This is a genomic window from Streptomyces sp. NPDC102279, assembly GCF_044766365.1.
GTDB lineage: Bacteria > Actinomycetota > Actinomycetes > Streptomycetales > Streptomycetaceae > Streptomyces.
The window spans coordinates 42,172-62,874 of sequence record NZ_JBIWLU010000014.1 but is presented as its reverse complement, the minus strand read 5'-3'; the positions used below and the strand labels follow the sequence as shown (position 1 = coordinate 62,874).

General features: G+C 71.5%; 16 protein-coding genes. 5 read left to right on the top strand and 11 right to left on the bottom strand.

What is annotated here, in order from left to right:
- Window positions 1–34: 34 nt before the first annotated feature.
- Window positions 35–187 carry a hypothetical protein gene (locus ACIRQH_RS32190; protein ID WP_404228207.1) on the bottom strand — a complete coding sequence of 51 codons (153 nt, stop codon included), beginning with the start codon at window positions 185–187 and terminating at the stop codon, window positions 35–37.
- Here ACIRQH_RS32190 and ACIRQH_RS32185 point away from each other — a divergent pair.
- Window positions 180–572, top strand: coding sequence for a hypothetical protein (locus ACIRQH_RS32185; RefSeq protein ID WP_404228204.1), 393 nt, complete (start codon window positions 180–182; stop codon window positions 570–572). The genes ACIRQH_RS32190 and ACIRQH_RS32185 overlap by 8 nt on opposite strands.
- A gap of 242 nt (window positions 573–814) precedes the next feature.
- Window positions 815–3,097, top strand: coding sequence for an MMPL family transporter (locus ACIRQH_RS32180; RefSeq protein ID WP_404228201.1), 2,283 nt, complete (start codon window positions 815–817; stop codon window positions 3,095–3,097).
- 108 nt (window positions 3,098–3,205) lie between these two features.
- On the opposite strand, the gene ACIRQH_RS32175 is transcribed toward ACIRQH_RS32180, so the two are convergent.
- The 5 genes from ACIRQH_RS32175 to ACIRQH_RS32155 form a co-directional block, all read right to left on the bottom strand.
- A complete protein-coding gene (locus ACIRQH_RS32175) occupies window positions 3,206–4,204 on the bottom strand; it encodes a CDP-alcohol phosphatidyltransferase family protein (RefSeq protein WP_358818255.1) in 999 nt (332 codons plus the stop codon).
- A gap of 304 nt (window positions 4,205–4,508) precedes the next feature.
- A complete protein-coding gene (gene mgt / locus ACIRQH_RS32170) occupies window positions 4,509–5,702 on the bottom strand; it encodes a macrolide-inactivating glycosyltransferase (RefSeq protein ID WP_404228197.1) in 1,194 nt (397 codons plus the stop codon).
- A 55-nt stretch (window positions 5,703–5,757) separates the two neighbouring features.
- The gene (locus ACIRQH_RS32165) at window positions 5,758–7,038 is read right to left on the bottom strand and encodes an ABC transporter substrate-binding protein (protein ID WP_388871554.1); all 1,281 of its coding nucleotides are present in this window, start codon (window positions 7,036–7,038) and stop codon (window positions 5,758–5,760) included.
- Window positions 7,038–7,871: a carbohydrate ABC transporter permease gene (locus ACIRQH_RS32160; protein ID WP_404228194.1), complete on the bottom strand. Its 834-nt coding sequence runs from the start codon at window positions 7,869–7,871 to the stop codon at window positions 7,038–7,040. Before ACIRQH_RS32160 ends, ACIRQH_RS32165 begins: the two co-directional genes overlap by 1 nt.
- On the bottom strand, window positions 7,868–8,833 hold the full coding sequence (locus tag ACIRQH_RS32155; RefSeq protein WP_388933365.1) for a carbohydrate ABC transporter permease: 966 nt from the start codon (window positions 8,831–8,833) through the stop codon (window positions 7,868–7,870). Before ACIRQH_RS32155 ends, ACIRQH_RS32160 begins: the two co-directional genes overlap by 4 nt.
- Before the next feature lie 176 nt (window positions 8,834–9,009).
- Between ACIRQH_RS32155 and ACIRQH_RS32150 the strand changes: the two genes are divergently transcribed.
- Entirely contained in the window at window positions 9,010–9,873 is an 864-nt protein-coding gene (locus ACIRQH_RS32150; RefSeq protein WP_404228191.1) for a phosphotransferase enzyme family protein, read from the top strand.
- A gap of 63 nt (window positions 9,874–9,936) precedes the next feature.
- Here ACIRQH_RS32150 and ACIRQH_RS32145 read toward each other — a convergent pair whose 3' ends face one another.
- The 4 genes from ACIRQH_RS32145 to ACIRQH_RS32130 all read right to left on the bottom strand — a co-directional run bounded on the left by ACIRQH_RS32145 (window position 9,937) and on the right by ACIRQH_RS32130 (window position 14,349).
- A complete protein-coding gene (locus ACIRQH_RS32145) occupies window positions 9,937–10,659 on the bottom strand; it encodes a 3'-5' exonuclease (RefSeq protein ID WP_358818261.1) in 723 nt (240 codons plus the stop codon).
- 133 nt (window positions 10,660–10,792) lie between these two features.
- Entirely contained in the window at window positions 10,793–12,031 is a 1,239-nt protein-coding gene (locus ACIRQH_RS32140; protein ID WP_358818262.1) for an SAV2148 family HEPN domain-containing protein, read from the bottom strand.
- Window positions 12,032–12,150: 119 nt separating this feature from the next.
- Window positions 12,151–13,467, bottom strand: a complete 1,317-nt coding sequence (locus ACIRQH_RS32135; protein WP_358818263.1) for a copper amine oxidase — start codon at window positions 13,465–13,467, stop codon at window positions 12,151–12,153.
- A gap of 63 nt (window positions 13,468–13,530) precedes the next feature.
- Entirely contained in the window at window positions 13,531–14,349 is an 819-nt protein-coding gene (locus tag ACIRQH_RS32130; RefSeq protein WP_388871564.1) for a Tat pathway signal sequence domain protein, read from the bottom strand.
- A gap of 179 nt (window positions 14,350–14,528) precedes the next feature.
- Between ACIRQH_RS32130 and glgX the strand changes: the two genes are divergently transcribed.
- Window positions 14,529–16,637 (top strand): glycogen debranching protein GlgX, encoded by a 2,109-nt coding sequence (gene glgX / locus ACIRQH_RS32125; protein WP_404228187.1) that lies wholly within the window; start codon window positions 14,529–14,531, stop codon window positions 16,635–16,637.
- 177 nt (window positions 16,638–16,814) lie between these two features.
- The gene (gene treY / locus ACIRQH_RS32120) at window positions 16,815–19,283 is read left to right on the top strand and encodes a malto-oligosyltrehalose synthase (protein ID WP_404228184.1); all 2,469 of its coding nucleotides are present in this window, start codon (window positions 16,815–16,817) and stop codon (window positions 19,281–19,283) included.
- Here treY and ACIRQH_RS32115 read toward each other — a convergent pair.
- On the bottom strand, window positions 19,243–20,331 hold the full coding sequence (locus ACIRQH_RS32115) for a cytochrome P450 (protein WP_388871571.1): 1,089 nt from the start codon (window positions 20,329–20,331) through the stop codon (window positions 19,243–19,245). The genes treY and ACIRQH_RS32115 overlap by 41 nt on opposite strands.
- Window positions 20,332–20,703 lie beyond the last annotated feature (372 nt).

Here is a 20,703-nt window from a genome sequence, read left to right as displayed (position 1 = left end):
GTGGGGGTGGGCACGACGACCGCGGTCCATGGGGCTACTCGACGACCTTCAGGAGTCTGTCGGGCGTGCCGGTGCCCGGGTCGGAGATCTTGCCGGCGGTGGGCGCGGCGGCGACCCGGGCGGGGGCGGCGACCCGGTGACCGGCGAGGTGGACGGCGGCGGCACCCGTGACGTGCGGCGTGGCCATCGAGGTGCCGCAGGTGGTGCTGGTGTCCGCGACGGAGCCTGCCGTGGCCGTTGCCGTTGCCGTCGTTCGCTGCGTCGTTGTCGATCGCGTCGAAGCCGGAGGAGGCGCGGTCGCCGAAGTCCTGGTGGCCGACGCGGACGCCGGTGTCGATGCCGTACGCGGTGACGCCCGTGCCCGCCGCGTCGGGGTAGGTGTACTTGGCGTCGCCGGCGGTGGCGCTCTGGTCGATGCCGTCCAGCCCTCAGGACGGCGGGTCGTCCTGGGTCGCGTCGACGTGGATTTCTTGTTCCGCACGACCGTCGCGACGGACGGGTCGGCGGCCGGCCGCTTGGCCTCGGACTCCGAAAGGCCGGACGCCGAGGAGCCGTTGACGGCCGAGGCGTAGGCGCGCTCGAGTTCGGCACATCGGACACGGCCCCCGCGACCCTGACCGGCGTCCCCTAGAACTGCCTTTACGTGTAAGGGGCTTGCTCCTCCGCAGTGCGGAGGGTGGCGGGGTCCGCGGGGAGGAGACGACGGGCCCGTACCTCACCGGACAGCACGACGAGACGCTCCGCCGCGGCCCATACCGTCATGGTGGAAGGTGACGGCAGGGGCTGTCACCGCGCACAAGGGGGCTGGCCCGTCATGGGAAACGGACACACACGGGTGCGGGGCATCGCCGCCCGGGCAGGCGGCTGGAGCGCCCGGCACCGATGGGCGGCCGTCGGGATCTGGGTGCTGTTCGTCGTCCTGGCGATGGGTCTCGGCTCGGCGGCGGGCCGGGTCGACGTCAACGAGAGCGACCAGCTCAAGGGCGAGACGCACACCGCGGCCAAGATCATCGAGGACGCCGGCATCGAGGAGCCGGCCAGTGAGTCGGTGCTGGTGCAGGCGAAGGACGCGGGCGGCAAGGCCACGGACGCCGAGTTCAGGAGCGCGGTCGCCGCTGTCGTCGAGGCCGTTGACGCCACCGGCAAGGTCACCGACGTGACCTCGCCGTACGACACCGGGACGATCTCGAAGGACGGCCGCAGCGCGCTCGTGCAGTTCGACATGCGCGGCGACTCCGACACGGCGGGCGAGCGCGTCGAACCCGTGCTGAAGGCCGTCGAGAGCGTCCGGAAGGACCACGCCGGGCTGCGGATCGAGGAGATCGGCGGCGCGAGCATGATGAAGCAGTACGACGACGCGTTCGGCGACGACTTCCAGAAGGCCGAACTGTCCGCCGTACCGGTGGCGCTGGGCATCCTGCTCATCGCGTTCGGCGCCCTGGTGGCGGCGCTGCTCCCGGTCGCGCTCGCGGTCACCGCCATCATGGCGACGATGGGCCTCATGGGTGTCGTCAGCCATCTGATGCCGATGAGCGACACGGCCAACTCCGTGATGCTGCTGGTGGGTCTGGCCGTCGGCGTCGACTACTGCCTGTTCTACCTGCGGCGTGAGCGCGAGGAGCGCGAGGCCGGCCGGGACGCCGCGACCGCCCTGCGGATCGCCGCCGCGACCAGTGGCCGCGCCATCATCGTCTCGGGTGTCACCGTGTGCGTGGCGATGGCGGGCATGCTCTTCACCGGGCTCGCGGAGTTCGAGGCGATGGGCCTGGCCTCGCTGATGGTCGTCGCGGTCGCCATGGTCGGCTCGGTCACCGTGCTGCCCGCGCTGCTCTCGCTCCTCGGCGAGCGCGTCGAGAAGGGCCGCCTGCCGTTCCTGAACCGGGCCAAGCGGCGCGACGCGAACGGGGGCCGGACGAACCGGCGTCCGGCCGCTGAGGGCAGCCGGTTCTGGGGCGCGGTCCTGCGGGTCGTGCTCGCCAGGCCCGCGATCTCCCTCATGGTCGCGACAGGCGCCCTGCTCGCCATCGCGGCTCCGGCCCTCGGCATGAAGACCCAGCAGCTCACGCTGGACCAGGAGTTCGGTGACTCGCTGCCGATCGTGGGCACCTACAACCGCGTCAACGACGCCTTCCCGGGCGGCTCCGAGCCCGCCGAGGTGGTCGTCAAGGCGCGGAACATCAACGCCGGCGACGTGAAGGCCGCACTCGCCGACTTCCGGGAGCAGGCGGTCAGTTCGGGCGCCTCACGCGGGCCGGTCGACATCAAGGTGCACGCCGAGCACAACGTGGCCTTCGTCTACGTACCGCTGGTCGGCGGCTCCGACCAGGACAAGGCGGCGAAGAGCCTTCAGCTGCTGCGGGACACGGTACGTCCCGAGACGCTCGGCAAGGTCGAGGGCGTCCAGGCACCGATCACCGGACAGGTCGCGGGATCGCACGACTTCAACGACCAGCTGATCGGCTCGGTGACCCCGGTCTTCGCCTTCGTGGTCGTCTTCGCCTTCCTGCTGATGCTCGTATCCTTCCGTTCGCTGACCATCGCGATCACCTCGATCGTGCTCAACCTCCTGTCGGTGGCCGCCGCGTACGGAATCCTGGTCGCCGTCTTCCAGCACGGCTGGGGCGCCTCCCTGGTGGGCGCGGAGGGGGTCGGCGCCATCGTGGCCTGGCTGCCGCTGTTCCTCTTCGTGATCCTCTTCGGGCTCTCGATGGACTACCACGTGTTCGTGGTCTCCCGGATCCGTGAGGCACGACTGCGGGGCCGCGACACCAAGGACGCGATCCGGCACGGGGTGGTCACCACGGCGGGCGTGGTCACCAGCGCCGCCGTCATCATGGTGGCCGTCTTCGCGATCTTCGGGACGCTGTCCATGCAGTCCATGAAGCAGATGGGCGTGGGCCTCGCGGCCGCCGTGCTCATCGACGCGACGATCATCCGGGGTGTCCTGCTCCCCGCGGTGATGGCGCTGCTCGGCGAGCGCAACTGGTACCTGCCGAAGTGGCTGAACCGGATGCCCGACCTGACCCACGACGAGGCGGCCGAGGCGCTCGCACCGACCCCGCCGACCGCCGTCGAGGGCGAGCGGGTGGGAGCCTGACAGAGGACCGGCCCGTCGGCGGTGGCGCCGGGGGCCGGTCGGATCGGGTGGCCGGGGCGCGAGTTCGCCCCGGCCACCTCGCCGTCCCGCCGCGAGGGCGAGGAGGGCTCAGGCGGCCTTGGCCACCGAGTCGCGCTCGAAGGAGTCGATCGTGCGCGTGAAGTCCCGGGTGGACAGCAGGAGTTTGTAGATGATGGCGAGTTCGAAGACGAGGAGCAGCACGCCGGAGACGATGGTCGCCCCCATGACGGAGTCGAGCAGCGGGCCGATCATGAAGACACCCATCTGGAATTCGATGCCGCTCACCAGGTGGGCGCGAATCCGGTGCCGCAGCAGGAACGACCGCAGCCGCAGATACGTCGGGAATCGCCGGCGGAACTCCTGCTGGAGGTCGATGACACGGGCCGGGGTGACGGGCGTCACGCCCACCGGCACCTCCGTCGCGTTCTCCTCCGCGTTCCGCGTCGCGGCGGCTTCCTCGGCCCTCGTCATGTCCTGCTCGATGTCGGCCTCGGGGTTGTCGCGCAGCAGGTCCTCCATGAAGCTCAGTTCGGCCTGGTTCTCCGCGCGGCGCGCCTCCCGCATCCTCGACTTGATCTGCTTCCGCATCGAGTGACGGATCTTGAAGATCTCCAGGGAGTTGATGTAGCGCAGAGTGTCGAGGCCGACGACGGCGAGCGCCAGCCAGATGTACAGCGTCTCCCCCGTGCGCTCGTACTGGCCGCCCATCAGCGCCACCGCGCACACGGCCACCCGGATGCGGTCGAAGACGAAGTCCAGCCAGGCGCCGAACACCGAGCCCTGACCGGTCAGCCGGGCGAGCTTGCCGTCCATGCAGTCGAAGATGAAGCTCACGTGGTAGATGACCGCGCCCGCGACGAGCCAGCGCCAGTCACCGAGCGCGAAGCAGGCCGCCGAGGCCAGTCCGAGGAGGAAGGCGCCCCAGGTGATCTGGTTCGGCGTGACCCTCGTCCGCAGCGCGAGCTGCCGCACCAGAGGCGTGGCGACCGGATCGACGAGCAGCACCGTCCACCAGGCGTCGCGCTTCTTCTCCGTGATGCGGCGTACCTCGGCGAGGTGCGGTATGTCTCGGCGTGTGGATCGCATGGGTCAACTTCCTGGTGTTCGACTGGAATTAACCTCACGCTAAGAATCCTCTTACCAAAGTCGCAAGATCCCCTCCGTGCAACCTTTTGGAAGGGGTAACCGTCTCTTTGATTGCCGGGTCGATGGATATGCCCGGCGAGCCCCGCGTTACCTGAGCGTTACACAATTGCCCGACCGTTATCCGATGCGCGCCAGGACTTCACTGTTCGCGCGCAACCATGACGCGGCGGCACCGAAAGATCTCTGGACGGTGACATTCCGGGGGTCTTTCCGTGCCGCCGCGGCGCCTTGCCCTCGTGCCGGCTCAGCCGCGCAATCGCGCCTCGATGAGATCCGCCGCCCTGCGCGTGCCGCCCTCCCGTGCCATCCGTTCCCGGATCTCCTCGAGCCGCCGCGCCACCTCGGGATCGTCGGCCACCGCGAGGACCGCCTCGCGCAGTGCCGCGGCCGACGCCTCGGCCGTCGGCAGGTGGCGGGCGACGCCGAGCGCCTGGAGCATGTCGGCGTTTCCGAACTGGTCGGCCGCCTGCGGTACGGCGACCATCGGCGTGGCGGTGGCGAGGCCCTCCTGGCTGCCGCCCGCGCCCGCGTGGGTGACGAACGCGTCGGCCTGCCGCAGGACGGACAGCTGCGGCACCCAGGAGTGCACCTCCACGTTGCGGGGCAGCTCGCCCAGCTCCGCGGGGTCGACGAACTTGCCGATCTGCAGGACGACATGCCAGTCCCGCAGGTCCGCGAACGCCTCCGCGCACGCGCGGTAGAACGCGGGCTGCTTGGTGAAGCTGGAGCCCAGGGAGACGAGCAGCACCCGCCCGGCACCGGCGGGCCGCCGCCACTCCCCCTGCGCGGCGCGGTCGCCCTGGCAGGCGCCGACGAAGGTGTAGCGCTCCTCGTCTACCCGGTCGGCGTGGGGCTGCAGGGCCCGCGGGATGAGCACGAGGCAGCGGTCGGGGCGGCCCATGAAGTCCTCGACGCTCAGGTCCATGCCGTTCCCGGCGATCCAGCCGGCGAAGGTCTCGTAGAAGGCCTTGCCGCGCGGGGTCTGCTTGAGCGGCTCGAACAGGGGCTTGCCGACCTCCTCGTCGTAGCCCTCCCAGGCCACCATGCTCGGCGACAGCTGCACGAGGGGGACGCCCCAGCGGTGGGCGAGCACGCGGGCCGGATAGGCCGTGATGTCGTACAGCACGAGATCCGGCTCGTCCCCCGCGTACGCCGCGGCGAGCTGCGGCTCGGCCTGGAGGGCGTCCGCGAGGAACGGCTCGATGTTGTCGATCAGTTCGGTCCCCCACGCGTCCGGGTCGTCGTCGGTGGGCAGGGTCGAGTTCCAGAGCTTCGGTTCGGCGCCGGTCTCGGCCACCTTGGCGGCGAAGGCGGGCGGGATCGCGTACGTGACCCGGTGGCCGCGGGCGACGAGTTCCCTGATCACCTCGATGCTCGGGTTCACATGGCCGTGCGCGGCGATCGAGAACATGGCGATATGGGCACGTCGACTGGTCATGGGTCGACCATAAGCGAGACGATACGTCTCGTCCACTCATTAAGGCCGGCCTGCCTCAGCGCTGATAGCGGGCCAGCACCAGGTTCCCGTCCCTCTCCAGACGCTCGCGCAGCTCACGGAGCCCGATCGCGCCGCTGTAGTACTCCTGGAACGCGGGGGTCGCCACCTTGTCCTTCCACTCCGGATAGCCGCGCACGGACTGGGCGGGCGCGGGGCTCAGCCGGTCCGCGAGCGCGGTGCCGGTGGCCCAGTCGTTCTTGGCGGTGTGCAGGGCCGGATCGCGCAGCGCCTGTGTGCCGGTGGGCAGCATCCAGTCGCCGAGGGCGAGCCGCACCATGTTCCTCGGCCGCAACAGGAAGTCGAGGAACGCTGCGGCCTCCTTCTTGTGCGGGCTGTCCTCGGCGATGGAGAGGGTCTGCGGGCTCACGCCCTGGGTGAGTCCGTCCGCTCCGGCCGGCGCGGGCAGCACCTGCCAGTCGAAGCCCTTGGGGGCCTGCTGCGCGATCTGCTGACGGTAGGAGAAGCCGAGCGGGACCATCGCGTACTTGCCGCCGAAGAAGCCGGGCAGCGTGTCGGACCCGCCCATGCCCAGCGTGGTTCCCGACGCGCTGTGGTCCGTCGCCACCGTGTCGCGCACGGTCCGCGGCACCACCGCGTCGGCGTCCCCGAACCGCACGGTCACCTTGCCGTCCGCACCCCGGTGGAACAGCCGGCCGCCCGCCGAGAGGGAGAGGTTGAGCGTCGCCGAGACCGGTTCCTTCAGCGGCCACGCGACGCCGTACGTGCCCTTCCCGCTGAGCCTCCTCGCCACCGAGCGGAACTCGTCCCAGCTCCAGGGCCTGTCCGGGGTGGGAACGCGCACGCCGGACGCCTTCAGCAGGCGGGAGTTGGCGACCAGGACGCGCGGCTCCTGGAGGAAGGGCACGCCGTAGACCCCGTCGCCGAAGGTGGCCGCCTTCCAACTCCGCCGCGGGATGTCCGACTTCAGCCGGGACGGCAGCAGCCCGCGCAGATCGGCGAGATAGCCGCCGTACGCGAAGTCCGCGAGGTCGTCCGAGGCGTCGTGGATGATGTCCGGGGCCTCGCCGCCCTCGAAGGAGGTCAGCAGCTGGTCGTGGACGCTGTCCCAACTGCCCTGAACGTACTCGACCTTGATACCGGGATGGCTCGCGTTCCACTCCTTCACCAGCTGCTTGTTGGCGGTGACGGAGTCCTGCTGCCAGGCCAGGGACTGGAAGCGCAGCGTGATCACGCCGTGCGCCCCGCCGTCGCCGTCCGTACAGGCGGTGAGGAGCATGCCGAGAACGGCGAGGACCGTCAGAAGCCGTGTGCGCATCAGCTCTTCACCGCCCCGGCGAGCATGCCGCCCGTGATCCGCTTCTGGATGAGCGCGAACACCACCAGGGACGGCAGTGTCGCGAGGAACGCCGCCGCGGCCAGCGGTCCGAGGTCCGCCACACCCTCCGCGCCGATGAAGTGCGTGAGGATGACCGGGAGGGTCTGTTTCTCCGGGGTCTTGAGAAGGACCAGCGCGAAGAAGAACTCGTTCCAGGCGCTGATGAACGCGAACAGCGCTGTCGCCACGATGCCCGGCGCCAGCAGCGGGGCGGTGACGGACACCAGCGTGCGCACTCTGCCCGCGCCGTCGACCGCGGCGGCCTCCTCCAGCTCGACGGGTACCGCCCGTACGTAGCCGACGAGCATCCACAGCGCGAACGGCAGCGCCCACACCACGTACACCATGATCAGCCCGGTCATCGAGTCGATCAGCCGCAGGTTCTTGAGCACGAGGAACAGCGGGATGATCACCAGGACGAAGGGGAAGGCCTGGCTGACCACGACCCACCCGGTGGCCGCCTTCGCGAGCGCGGTGCGGTGCCGCGCGATGACGTAGGCCATCGGCGTCGCGATCACCACGGCGATCAGCGACGCGCCGAGGGCGGCGGTGAGGGAGTTGAGTGCCGCGCGCAGCAGCGGCTGCTCGTCGAAGGCCTGCCGGAAGTTGGCGAGCGTCGGGTCGCGGGGGATCCACGTGGGGTGCAGACTCGCCAGCTCCCGGGCCGGCTTGAAGGCGGTGGAGATCAGCCAGAGGAAGGGGAAGGCGAGAAAGACGAGATAGCAGAGCAGGGCCGCGTACTGCCCGGCCCGGGCTCCTTTGCGGGTCCTCATATGTCGTCGCCTCCCCGGAGCGTGGCCACGAGCCGCACGGCGAGGATCACCGAGATCACCGCGACCATCACGCATCCCATCGCCGCCGCGTAGCCGAACTGCCCGTAACGGAAGGCCTCTTCGTAGGCGAAGAGCATCGGCAGCCGCGTCCGCCCGCCCGGACCGCCGTTGGTCAGCACGTAGACCAGCGCGAACGAGTTGAAGTTCCAGATGAAGTTGAGCGCGGTGATCGCTAGGGCGACCGGCCTCAGCGCGGGCCAGGTGACCGTCAGGAAGCGGCGCCAGGCGCCCGCGCCGTCCATCGCGGCGGCCTCGTGCAGTTCACGCGGGGTGTTCTGCAGTCCGGCGAGCAGGGCGACCGTCGTCTGCGGCATGCCCGCCCAGACACCGACGACGACGACCGCGGGCAGCGCGGTACCGAGTCCGCTCAGCCAGTCGCGGCCGTCACCGAGACCGAGGTCGCGCAGGGTCTCGTTGAGGATGCCCGCGTCCGGGTTGTAGACGAGCCGCCACATGATGCCGACGACGACCTCGGGCATGGCCCAGGGGATGATCGCGAGGGCGCGGGCCAGCCAGCGCAGCCGGAGTTCCTGGCTGAGCAGCAGGGCCAGCCCGAGCGCGAGGAGGAACTGCGGGACGGTCACTCCGACCGCCCACACCAGGCCGATCCGGAAGGACTCCCAGAACAGGGTGTCGTGCCAAAGGTCCTGGAAGTTCAGACCGCCCACCCACCGCGTGGGCGCCGTCCGTCCGGACTGGGAGTCGGTGAACGCCAGCCCGATCCCGTACAGCAGCGGTCCGACGCTGAGCACCAGGATGGGGATCAGCGCGGGCAGCACCAGGAACCAGGCGCCGTGATCGGCGCGCCCGCCGTCCCGGTCCGCGGCGCGGGGCGCTCCGCGCGCCGACCGCTCCGCCCTGGCCGTCAAGGTCAAGTGACTCAGCTCCTTCGGGCGGCTCATGGGGGTCCGGCCGTCCCGGCGGCCCCCGTCATGGTCGTGAAGGCGCTGTGGGTCGTCAAGACACCGTGCACCTGGTCCGACCTGTGGCAATGCGACACTGACGGACGGATGGCGTGAACCCGACGCCGTGACGAGCGGGAGCGCGCGGGCCGCGCGCGAGGACACGGAGGCGAGCGATGGACGAGGCACGGGCGCGGGACGTACTGGCCGCGGCGAACGTACTGCCCGGGCCGGCGCGGGACGCGACGCTCCTCGCCCTCGGCGAGAACGCGGTGTTCGCCGCCGGCGGCCTGGTCGTGAAGGTGGGCCGGGACGCGGAACTCCTCGACCGGGCACGGCGGGAACTGGACATCGCCGGCTGGCTGGCCGCGTCGGACGTTCCCGCGGTAAGGGCCGCCGAGCCGGCGCCGCTGCTGGTCGACGGGCACCCGGTGACGGTGTGGCACCGGCTGCCCGACGCCGTACGCCCCGCCGAGCCCCGCGATCTGGCCGAACTGCTGCGGATCGTGCACGCGCTGCCCTCCCCCGGCTTCGCCCTGCCGCCCCGGCAACTCCTCGGCGGTGTGGAGCGCTGGCTGCGGCTGGCGGGCGACGCGATCGACCCCGCGGACGCCGCGTATCTGCGGGAGCGGCGGGACGGGTTCGCCTCGGCCGCCGCCGCGCTCACCCCGCATCTGCCGCCGGGCCCGATCCACGGCGACGCGCTGCCGCGCAACGTCCACGTCGGCCCGGACGGACCGGTGCTGGTCGACCTGGAGACCTTCTCCGCGGATCTGCGCGAGCACGACCTGGTGGTCATGGCCCTCTCCCGCGACCGCTACGGACTTCCGGCCGAGGCGTACGACGCGTTCACCGAGACCTACGGCTGGGACGTCCGGGAGTGGGAGGGCTGCCCGGTGCTGCGGGGCGCCCGGGAGACCGCCAGCTGCGCCTGGGTCGCCCAGCACGCGCCGGCCAATCCCAAGGCGCGGGCCGAGTTCGAACGCCGGGTCGCCTCACTGCGGGACGGCGACGAGACCGTCCGCTGGTACCCCTTCTGACCCGCCGCCTGAGCCCATGACGGGCGGTACGGGGCAGGGCTCGGGACGGGCGGGCGGGCCGGCTCAGACGTGCTCGTCGGCCAGGTCGCGCAGGGGCCAGGTCCCGTCCACCACGGCGTCGGCCTCGCCCTTGCGGCGCAGGAAGCTCTGGAAGTCCGCCGCCCACGCCGCGTACCAGTCGATCTGGCTGCGGTGCAGTTCGGCGGGGCCGAGGGACGCCACCTTGGGGTGGCGGTCGGCTATCGCGCAGGCGAGCCGGGCGGCGGCGAGTGCGTCGGCCGAGGCGTCGTGCGCGGTGTCCAGGGCCACGCCGTACTCGGTGCAGACGGCTTCGAGGTTGCGCTTGCCCCGGCGGTAGCGGTCGACGGAGCGGTCGATCGTGTACGGGTCGATGACCGGCGCCGGGTCGCTGCCGCCGAGCCGGTCGCGCAGCGATGGCAGTCCGTGGCGCCGCAGTTCGGCGGCGAGCAGCGTGAGGTCGAAGGCGGCGTTGTACGCGACGACGGGGACGCCCGTCTTCCAGTAGCCGGTGAGGACGTCGGCGAGCGCTTCGGCGACCTCGTCGGCGGGGCGGCCCTCGGCGGCCGCCCGCTCGTTCGTGATCCCGTGCACGGCCACCGCGTCGGCCGGAATCTCCACGCCCGGATCGGCCAGCCACTCGCGGCGCCCTCTCGGCTCGCCGCCCCTGACCTCGATCACGGCACCCGAGACGATGCGCGCCTCGCGCGGATCGGTCCCGGTCGTCTCCAGGTCGAAGCCGATCAGCAGCTCCCGGTGCCAGCTCATGGGTGGCCCCCCTTCTTCGTGGTGCTTTCCCCCAGTGGTCTCCACGATCGCATGGGCCACTGACAATCCGGGGACCGCGTTCCGCTCGACGACCGACGGGTGCGGACGGGACGGGTGCGCCAGGTGGGCCCTTTCAGGACACGGGCCGTGAATCGGCCCAAGCCGTCTCGAACTCCTCGCGATAGGTCGGGAAGAGACCCTCTTCATCCTTGTCGTCCGGTTTGACCGTGCGGCTGCCGCCCCGGAGCACGAGCACCGGCGCCTCCATGCCGCGCGTACGGCGCAGGTACGACTGCACGACCGCGATGCCGTCCGAGCCGTCCCCGTCCACGAGGTAGGCCGTGAAGCGGGGGGTCTCGTCGAAGACCTGGATCTCGAAGGCGTCCGGGTCACGCAGCTTGGACCGCACCCGCCGCATGTGCAGGATGTTCATCTCGACGGCGCGGCTCAACTCGCCCCGCTTGATGCCGAGTTCACGCTCCCGCCGCTTCACCGCGCTGGAAGCGGGGTTCAGGAACAGCAGGCGGACCCGGCAGCCGGACTCGGCGAGGCGGACGAGCCTGCGTCCGGAGAAGTTCTGCACCAGCAGGTTCAGGCCGATGCCGATCGCGTCGAGCCTGCGGGCGCCCCCGAAGAGGTCCTCGGCGGGGAACTGGCGCAGCAACCGCACGCGGTCGGAATGGACCCCGACGACATCCGCGTACCGGTCGCCGACGAGTTCCTCGACGGCGTCGACGGGCAGCCGGCGCGCCGAGGGCACGTCGCTGCCGGCGCCGAGGATCTCCAGGAGCTTCCCCGCGGCCCGCTCCGCCTGGCCGAGGACCGCCTCGGACAGGGCGCGGTTGCGCGAGACGACGTTGCGGGTCACTTCCAGTTCGTCCAGGGCGAGTTCGACGTCACGGCGCTCGTCGAAGTACGGCTCGAAGCAGGGCCAGTGCTGCACCATCAGCTCGCGCAGCTGCGGCAGGGTGAGGAAGCTCAGCACGTTGTCGTCGGCCGGGTCGAGCAAGTACCCCTTGCGGCGGCTGACTTCGCGTACGGCGACCGCGCGCTGCACCCACTCCTGTCCGGCGGGACCCGCGGCGGCGACCACCCAGTCGTCGCCGTGGACGGGTTCGTAGATGGGGCGCAGGACAGCGGCCACGACCGCGCGCAGCCGCTGTTCGACCAGGTTCAGCCAGATGTAGGCGCGGCCGGCCCGCTGCGCGCGGGTGCGCACCTCGCGCCAGGCGTCGGCACCCCAGTCCAGTTCCGGTCCAATGGATCCCATCTCCATCGGCCGTGCCAGGGACACCGCGCCGGGTGGGACATCTGTGGAGTTCCCCTCGTGACCCGCGTCACCAGGAGGCAGCTCCAGCCCTCCCGAGCCCACCCGCGCACCGCCTTCCGCTCCCCCGAGCAATCCCCAGGGGCCAGGCCCCAATCAACGATCAAGGAAGGGTACTCCGGGAGCGGTCGGCGGTGCAGCCCGATGGACAGGCTGTTTCCCAACTACCGCGGTTCCACTTGCCCGTTCTGGTTCGCCAGCTCCGGCGGAGTGAGCGGATTCATAGCGGTGACGTCCCGCGGGGCGATGGAGAAGCCCTGCCAGTGGACCGGCATGGGCTGCTGGTCCTCGTCGCGGGCGATGTGGTGGAAGCCCACGTTGACCCAGACCACGGGGTGCGTGAGGGTCTGGCCGCCGACCCACTTGTCGACGGACTTGCCGTGCCCGGCACCGCAGTTGCGCAGGTTGTCGCTGGCGAACTGCTCGCACTTGTTGTACTCGGTGAAGTAGACGTCGTGCTGGGTGAAGGTGCGGCCGAGGTACTTGGTCGTCGCGCCCGGGATCAGCTCGTAGGAACGGGCGTGGTTGTCCTTGTTCTTGCCGGAGTTGCTGACGACGCGCCACCAGCGCGAGTTCTTTACGTCGCCCGCGAGTTCCTTGGTGACCTTCGTGAGGGTGGTCTTCTTGCTGGGCGCCTCGCCTCCGCGCGCGGGCGGACTGACCGTGGAGTCGTACTGCTCGACCTTGGCCTTGGAGGAGCCGTCGAGGCCGAAGTTCAGCCGCCAGAAGACGTTGTGGCTGTGGCTGGTGGCGTAGTCCTTGGCGCCCTTGCCGAGCGGCCAGCCGCGGCCGTCGCCCGCGTCGTAGTCACCGGGCGAGAGACTGCCGGTGGCGCCGACGTTCATGTTGACGGTGCCGTCGTCCTGGAAGCGCCACTCGGTGATGTACTCGTACCAGCCGACCTTGTTGACGGTGTAGACGAGCAGGTCCTTGCCCTGCTGCTGGAAGACCTTGTTCCCGGTGTCGGCCTGCATCCGGTAGGCGTGACCGCGTGAACGGGTCGTGGTGCACAGGCCCTTGACGTTCGCGTGCTGCGGGTCCCAGGCCTCGGGGACCTTGACCGTCTTGATGGTGCCGCCGGGGCACTCGGTGGGGGCCATGCCCATCAGGCCCTGGCCGAAGCCGGCGCCCGTCAGGTCGCTGTACTCGACCGAGCCGTCGTCGTAGGGGACGTCGATCTGGGCGAGCTTGGCGGTGCTGAGGACCTTGATCGGGGCTGCCTCGCCGGGGGGCTGGTAGGAGATGTCCTCCAGCACGAGCCCGGCCTCGCTCTCGTAGTGCCAGCACATCCGCCAGGTGGTGCCGGTGGCGAGCTTCTGCTCGATCCGGTAGGCGGCGCTGCAGTCGGGGGCCGGTGCCGGGGCGGCCTTGGGCTGGGCGACGGCCGGTCCCGCCGCCGTCGTGGCACCGGCGGCCAGGGCGAGCACCGAGAGGCCCGCCGCTGCCCGGCTGCGGGCACGGCTGTTTCTGTTGACGCGCATGAGGAAGTGACTCCTTGCGGAAAGCGTGAAGGTGGGAAGGAAGGAGGAGCGGGCAGCCGGCGCTCAGCCGAGCTTGCCGACCTTGCGGGTGCTCAGGTCGATCACCAGGTCACGGCTGTCGATCCAGGGCCCGTTCTTGACCTTCGGGAAGAGCCGCACGCACCGGTGCACGCCGCAGGCGTCCAGGACCGCGGGCTGCGCGCCGGACGTGGCGCGGTAGACCATGCTGTTCAGGATGAGCTGGCCGGACGAGGTCAGGCCCTTGCCGGTCGCGTCCTTGTAGTCGGCCTTCAGGCCCGCGCCGAGCGGGTCGGCGATCAGCAGATCGGCGGCCTCGGTCATCTCGGCGCGGCTGATCGGCGGCTGCACGTCGTGCTGGACGCCCGTGTGCTCGACCTTTCCGGTGTCGAGGTTGACCGTCCGGGTGACGAGCGTGTCGTCCTTGTAGTCGTAGAACGTGACGTCGGCGCGCCGCGGCGCGTTCGGGTCGTCCAGTTCGGACGTCTCCGGTTCGGTGAGGTCGATGCCGAGGCGCTGCGGTCCGCGCGCCCCCTCGACGTTCTCGCTGGAGTCGAAGAGCTGCCGGCTCACCGCGATGCGCTCGACCCGCTTCATCTCGTCGTCGGTCAGCGGGTCACGTCCGGTGCCCTTCTCCCCCTGGGCCGGCGCCTGCTCGACGACACCGGGCCGTACCGCGCCGTCGGGTGCCTGTCCCTGCTCCGCGGCCTGCCCGGCGGTTCCCCCGCCTCCCTTGGCCCCACCGGTGTCGTCGGCCCCCGCCGAGCCCGGAAGAGTGATGCCGATCATCACGGCCGTACCGGCCACCGCGATGGCCGCGCCCGCCACCACCTTGCCCAGATGGCGGTGCACTGTCCTGCGCACATTTCCCCCTACTCCCCCTGCGTTTCCAGGAGTCGTTCGAAGCCCCACTGGTTCGGCATACGAGGTATGCCTGGTCGCGGGGTAAGAGGGATGTAAGTCATTGGAGGTTCCATCACTTTCGGGGAGACTCGACTCGGACTCGCCCCCAGGGGCACGGCACTACTGGAAGAGTCATATCCATGCAGGTCTGGCCTGGTGAGGCATATCCACTCGGTGCCACGTACGACGGTGCCGGTACCAATTTCGCGGTCTTCTCGGAGGCCGCCGACCGTATTGAGCTGTGTCTGCTGGACGACGACGGCTCGGAGACGGCCGTGGAGCTGCGGGAGACGGACGCGTTCGTCCGGCACGCCTATCTGCCCGGCGTCATGCCCGGGCAGCGGTACGGCTTCCGGGTGCACGGGCGGTACGCGCCCGAGAGCGGCCAGCGCGCCAATTCCGCGAAGCTGCTGCTCGATCCGTACGCGAAGGCGATCTCCGGCGCCATCAAGTGGGGCGAGGAGGTGTACAGCTATCCGTTCGGGTCGCCCGACAAGCGCAACGACCTGGACTCCGCCCCCCACACGATGTCGTCCGTCGTGGTGAATCCGTACTTCGACTGGGGCGACGACCGGCGCCCCCGGACGGAGTACCACCACACGGTGCTCTACGAGGCACACGTCAAGGGCCTCACGATGCGTCATCCGGCGCTTCCCGACGAACTGCGCGGCACGTACGCGGCCCTCGCCCACCCGGCGATCATCGAACACCTGACGGAACTGGGCGTCACGGCACTGGAGCTGATGCCCGTACACCAGTTCGTGAACGACCACCGTCTGGTCGACATGGGCCTCAACAACTACTGGGGCTACAACACCATCGGCTTCTTCGCCCCGCACAACGCCTACGCGTCCTGGGGCGACCGCGGCCAGCAGGTCCTGGAGTTCAAGTCGGCCGTCCGGGCCCTGCACGAGGCGAACATCGAGGTCATCCTCGACGTGGTCTACAACCACACGGCCGAGGGCAACCACCTGGGCCCCACGCTGTCCTTCCGGGGCCTCGACAACGCCTCGTACTACCGGCTGGCCGACGACCCCCGCTACTACATGGACACCACGGGCACCGGCAACTCGCTGCTCATGCGCTCCCCGCACGTGCTCCAGCTCATCATGGACTCGCTGCGCTACTGGGTCACCGAGATGCACGTGGACGGCTTCCGCTTCGACCTCGCGGCCACCCTGGCCCGCCAGTTCCACGAGGTGGACCGGCTGTCGTCGTTCTTCGACCTCGTCCAGCAGGACCCGGTGGTCTCCCAGGTGAAGCTGATCGCCGAACCCTGGGACGTCGGCGAGGGCGGCTACCAGGTGGGCAACTTCCCGCCTCTGTGGACCGAGTGGAACGGCAAGTACCGCGACACCGTGCGGGACATGTGGCGCGGTGAGCCGCGCACGCTCGCCGAGTTCGCCGGGCGGCTGACCGGCTCCTCCGACCTCTACCAGGACGACGGGCGGCGGCCCCTCGCCTCCATCAACTTCGTCACCTGCCACGACGGCTTCACCCTGAACGACCTCGTCTCGTACAACGACAAGCACAACGACGCCAACGGGGAGGAGAACCGCGACGGCGAGAGCCACAACCGTTCTTGGAACTGTGGCGCCGAGGGCGCGACGGACGACGAGAGTGTTCTGGCGCTGCGCGGCCGGCAGCGGCGCAACTTCATCGCCACGCTGATGCTCTCCCAGGGCGTGCCGATGCTCAGCCACGGCGACGAGTTCGCCCGCTCCCAGGGCGGCAACAACAACGCGTACTGCCAGGACAGCGAGCTGGCCTGGGTGCCGTGGCCCGAGGAGGACTGCGAACTCCTCGACTTCACGCGCGCGATGGTGTGGCTGCGCCGCGACCACCCGGTCTTCCGGCGGCGGCGCTTCTTCCACGGACGGCCCGTCCAGGGGACCCACGACGAGCTGTCCGACATCGCGTGGTTCACCCCCGAGGGGCAGGAGATGACCGAGCACGACTGGGGTTCCGCGACGGCCCGGGCTCTGTCGGTCTTCCTCAACGGCAACGCGATCTCCGAGCCGGGCCCGCGCGGGGAACGCATCGCCGACGACTCCTTCCTGATGCTGTTCAACGCCTCGCCGAAGTCCCTGGACTTCGTCGTGCCGGCCGACCACGGCCGCCAGTGGCAGGTCGTCGTCGACACCTCCCTCCCCGGGGGCATCGCCGCGGGCGCGGGCGCGAAGGTCGACGCCGGGGACCGGCTGACCCTCGTCGACCGGAGCATGACGGTGCTTCAGCGGCCCGCCTGAGGAAGCCCGGGCCACCGGCACACGAACGCGTGCGCCTCCTTCCCGGAGTCGCACGCGTTCGTGTGCGGGCGTCGCAAGCACGCAGGCGTGGCCCGTACGCGCCGTCCCCGCCGACGCCGCGTGCCATATGCGCGTCCGGGTGACACGAAAGGCGGCGGGGCGGGTACGTAAGTCCCCATGACACCTGAGCGTCCCGAACCGGCGTTGGCGGACTCGGTGGTCCCCGGCCCGGTGTCCCCCGTCGTACCCACCTCCACGTACCGGCTCCAGCTCCAGCCGGAGTTCCCCTTCGCCAGGGCGGAGGCGGCCGTGCCGTACCTGGCCTCGCTCGGCGTCTCGCACCTGCACCTGTCACCCGTCCTGGAGGCGGTGCCGGGCTCGACGCACGGCTACGACGTCGTGGACCACGCGCGCGTGCGCGCCGAACTCGGCGGTGAGGAGGGGCTGCGCTCGCTGGCCCGCACCGCGCGGGAGCACGGCCTCGGACTCGTCGTCGACATCGTGCCGAACCACATGGCGATGGCCCCGCGCCACAACCGTGCCCTGTGGGAGGTGCTGCGCGAGGGCCCCGAGTCGCCGTACGCGCGGTGGTTCGACATCGACTGGGAGGCCCAGGGCGGCCGGCTCCTGCTGCCGGTGCTCGGGGACCGGCTCGGCGCAGAGATCGGCCACCTGAAGGTCGACGGCGACATACTGCGCTACTACGACCACGTGTTCCCGCTGCGCGCGGGCACCGAGAAGCTGCCGATGCCGCAGCTCCTGGACGCCCAGTGGTACCGCCCGGCGTGGTGGCGGCTGGCCCGCACCGAGCTGAACTACCGCCGCTTCTTCAGCATCTCGGAGCTGATCGGGGTGCGGGTCGAGGACCCCGAGGTGTTCACGGCGACGCACGGGAAGATCCTGGAACTGCTCGACGAGGGGGTTGTCGAGGGGCTGCGCATCGACCACCCGGACGGTCTCGCGGACCCGGACGCGTATCTGCGCCGGCTGCACGAGGCGACCGGTGGGCGGTGGACGGTGGTGGAGAAGATCCTCGCGGACGGCGAGCCCCTGCCGGCCGCGTGGCCCGTGGCGGGCACCACCGGGTACGACGCGCTGCACCAGGTCGACGGCCTCTTCGCCGATCCGGCGGGCGCGAGCCAGTTGCTCGGCCGGTACCGACGGTTCGCGGCACCGCGGGCCGACCGGGGCGGCCACTGGGAGACGACGGTGCGGCGGGCCGCGTACAAGGTGGTCACGCACGAACTGGCCACGGAGGTCGACCGCCTGACCCGCGTGGCGAGCCGGCTGTGCGCCGCCTCACCCGACCCCGCCCTGCGCGACCACGCCCCCTGGGCGCTCGGCGCCGCGCTGCGCGAGCTCCTGGTCCGTTTGGAGGTGTACCGGCCCTACCCGTCCACGGACGCCTCCCTGGTGGTGACCGAGCAGGCCGCCGACGAGGCCAGGGCCGCGTTCACGGTGCCGGAGGAGGCACACGCCGTGGACGTCGTACGGGATCTGGTGCTCGGCCGGGGCGGGGACGGGCCGGAGCGGGCCGAGTTCCGGGCCCGGTTCGCGCAGACGTCGTCGGCGCTGCGGGCCAAGTCCGTGGAGGACACGGCGTTCTACCGCTATGTGCCCCTGCTGTCCGCGAACGAGGTGGGCGGTGATCCGGGCAGGCCCGCGGTGTCCCCGGAGGACTTTCACGCCTACTGCGCGCGTCTCCAGCGCGACTGGCCGGTCTGCGGGACCGTCCTGTCGACCCACGACACGAAGCGCAGCGCCGACGTGCGCGCCGCCGTCTCGGTGCTCTCCCAGTGCCCGGACCGCTGGTCCGACGTCCTGGAGGAGGTGTCCCGTGAGGGTGCCGGGATGCCGGACCCGCAGGTGGCGTGGGCCGCGTGGCAGACGGTGTTCGGCCTCGGGCCCGCGCAGGAGGCGGTCACCGGCGACGCGGCCGGCTCCGCCGCGGTCTACGAGGCACGGGTCCAGGACGCGATGGTGAAGCACATCCGGGAGGCCGGCACGCACACCGCCTGGACCGAGCGGGACCCTGCCTACGAGGACGCGGTGGCGGCGTTCGTGGCGGAGGGGCCGTGCGGGCCTCCCGGGCGGCGCGTGGCCGACTTCCGCGCCTCGCTGGCGCCGCATGTCCGGGCGAACGTCCTCGGGGCCGCTCTGGTCCATCTGACGATGCCCGGAGTGCCGGACGTGTACCAGGGCACGGAGGGCGAGTACCGGGCGCTGGTCGACCCGGACAACCGGGGGGCGTTCGCACCCCGGGACACCTCCGAGGAGAAGGTGGCGCTCACGGTGGCCGCGCTGCGGCTGCGGGCGCGGCGGCCCGACGTCTTCAGTGACGTGGCGACGTACGCGCCGCTGTCCGCCGAGGGTTCCGCGGCCGGGCACTGCCTGGCGTTCGTGCGGTCCGGAGAGGTGATCACGGCCGTCACCCGGCTGTCGCTGCGGCTCGCGGAGGCGGGCGGCTGGGGCGACACCCGGCTCGCGCTCCCGGAGGGGCGGTGGGCCGACGTGCTCTCCCCGGGTGTCCCGGAGCGGGTGTTCACCGGGCACGCACGCGTGGCGGACCTCTTGGGGCCGTCACCCGCGGTGCTGCTGGAGCGGGTCAGCGCAGCCGGACCGGCAGGGTCCGGGGCGAGCGGCTGACCAGCCCCTCCGCCGGGGGCCGGTCCCCCGGGACCCGGCGGAGGTGCGGCAGGACGTCGAGCAGGGCCCGCAGCCCGTGCACCGCGGTCAGCCGGGCTAGGGAGGTGCCCGGGCAGAAGTGCCGTCCGGAGCCGTACGCGAGGGCGCCCGGGTCGGCGCGGAAGACGTCGTAGCGATCGGGGTCCGCGAAACGTTCCGGGTCGCGCCCCGCGGCGCCGAGCAGACAGGCGACGGTGGCGCCTGCGGGGATCGGGCCGATCCCCTCCAGGGCGCGGCGCGGCACCACCTGCAGGGGCGGATCGCGGCGCAGCGACTCGGCCCAGGCGCCGTCCGTCAGCTCGGGGCGGTCCCGGATCGCGTCCAACTGGCGTGGGTGGTCGAGGAGGTTGGCGAGGAACATGGCGAGGGCCCGTGCGGTGGTGCCGCCGCCCGCGCCCAGCAGGATCCCGGCCACGCCCGTCACGGCCTCGTCGGTGAGCGGCCGCCCGTCGGTACGGGCCGTGCACAGCAGGGACAGCAGATCGTCGCCGGGGCGGGCGCGGCGGCGGGCGATGTGGGGGCCCAGCAGTGCCGCCAGCGCGGGGTGGTGTCCCCCGAGGTGGTCGAGGCCCGCCCGGCACAGGGCGTGCACGCGCGCGGTGGCCTCGAACGGCAGCCCGAGGGCGGAGACGACCGTGGCGGTGGGCAGCCACTGGCAGAACTCGGCGACGAGGTCGGCCTCCTGGCGGGCCGCCAGGCGACGGGCCAGGACGTACGCGGTGCGTTCGACGCCGGCGGCCAGGGCTGCGGGCGCGCCGTCCTGGAACGCCGGGGACACGAGGGCCCGGTGGGCGTCGCGCGCGCCGGTGTCCAGGTGGGCCAGGGCGGGTCCCGGCTCCGGAGCGGCGAGCCGGGGGTCGGCGAGGGCGGCACGCACATCGGCGTACCGGCTGATCAGCCAGGCGCCGAACGGCTCGTCGTACAACAGCGGGAAACGGCCCCGCAGGGTGCGGTAGAGCGGGTACGGGTCGCGCCCGGTGCCCGGGTCGAGCAGGCTCGGCGCGGTCACGGGCGCGGCCCCGACCGGCGGGGGCGTGTACGGGCACCCTCGCGCCGGACGCGGCGGCTCCGTCGGGACGGCGGGCGGGGCACCCGGCGGCACGTCGGACAGGTGCGCGGCGGGCGCCGGCGACGGAAGCGGGCGGGCCGGCGGCGGGCCGGTCGGCAGCGGCGGGGCGGCTCGCAGGGCGGCCGGGGCGCCTTCGCCGGGAAGGCCGTGTGGACAGAGCACGCGGGCCTCCATCTCGGATCTGCGCGCCGGACCCGCGCGCACTGCTCCCAGCGGACCATCGCGCGCCGGGGACCGCAGTCCACGTACGCCCGTACGGGTGAATCGTCCTGCCGGCTCCGTGGGAGGAGGCGCCGTGGGACCGGTCGCGTG

Excerpts from the sequence above, each read along its gene's own strand:
- ACIRQH_RS32155 (WP_388933365.1), bottom strand. The coding sequence starts at position 8,833 with ATGAGCCGCCCGAAGGAGCTGAGTCACTTGACCTTGACGGCCAGGGCG.
- ACIRQH_RS32160 (WP_404228194.1), bottom strand. The coding sequence starts at position 7,871 with ATGAGGACCCGCAAAGGAGCCCGGGCCGGGCAGTACGCGGCCCTGCTC.
- glgX (WP_404228187.1), top strand. The coding sequence starts at position 14,529 with ATGCAGGTCTGGCCTGGTGAGGCATATCCACTCGGTGCCACGTACGAC.
- treY (WP_404228184.1), top strand. The coding sequence starts at position 16,815 with ATGACACCTGAGCGTCCCGAACCGGCGTTGGCGGACTCGGTGGTCCCC.
- ACIRQH_RS32145 (WP_358818261.1), bottom strand. The coding sequence starts at position 10,659 with ATGAGCTGGCACCGGGAGCTGCTGATCGGCTTCGACCTGGAGACGACC.
- mgt (WP_404228197.1), bottom strand. The coding sequence starts at position 5,702 with ATGACCAGTCGACGTGCCCATATCGCCATGTTCTCGATCGCCGCGCAC.
- ACIRQH_RS32180 (WP_404228201.1), top strand. The coding sequence starts at position 815 with ATGGGAAACGGACACACACGGGTGCGGGGCATCGCCGCCCGGGCAGGC.
- ACIRQH_RS32165 (WP_388871554.1), bottom strand. The coding sequence starts at position 7,038 with ATGCGCACACGGCTTCTGACGGTCCTCGCCGTTCTCGGCATGCTCCTC.
- ACIRQH_RS32190 (WP_404228207.1), bottom strand. The coding sequence starts at position 187 with ATGGCCACGCCGCACGTCACGGGTGCCGCCGCCGTCCACCTCGCCGGT.
- ACIRQH_RS32150 (WP_404228191.1), top strand. The coding sequence starts at position 9,010 with ATGGACGAGGCACGGGCGCGGGACGTACTGGCCGCGGCGAACGTACTG.
- ACIRQH_RS32135 (WP_358818263.1), bottom strand. The coding sequence starts at position 13,467 with ATGCGCGTCAACAGAAACAGCCGTGCCCGCAGCCGGGCAGCGGCGGGC.
- ACIRQH_RS32175 (WP_358818255.1), bottom strand. The coding sequence starts at position 4,204 with ATGCGATCCACACGCCGAGACATACCGCACCTCGCCGAGGTACGCCGC.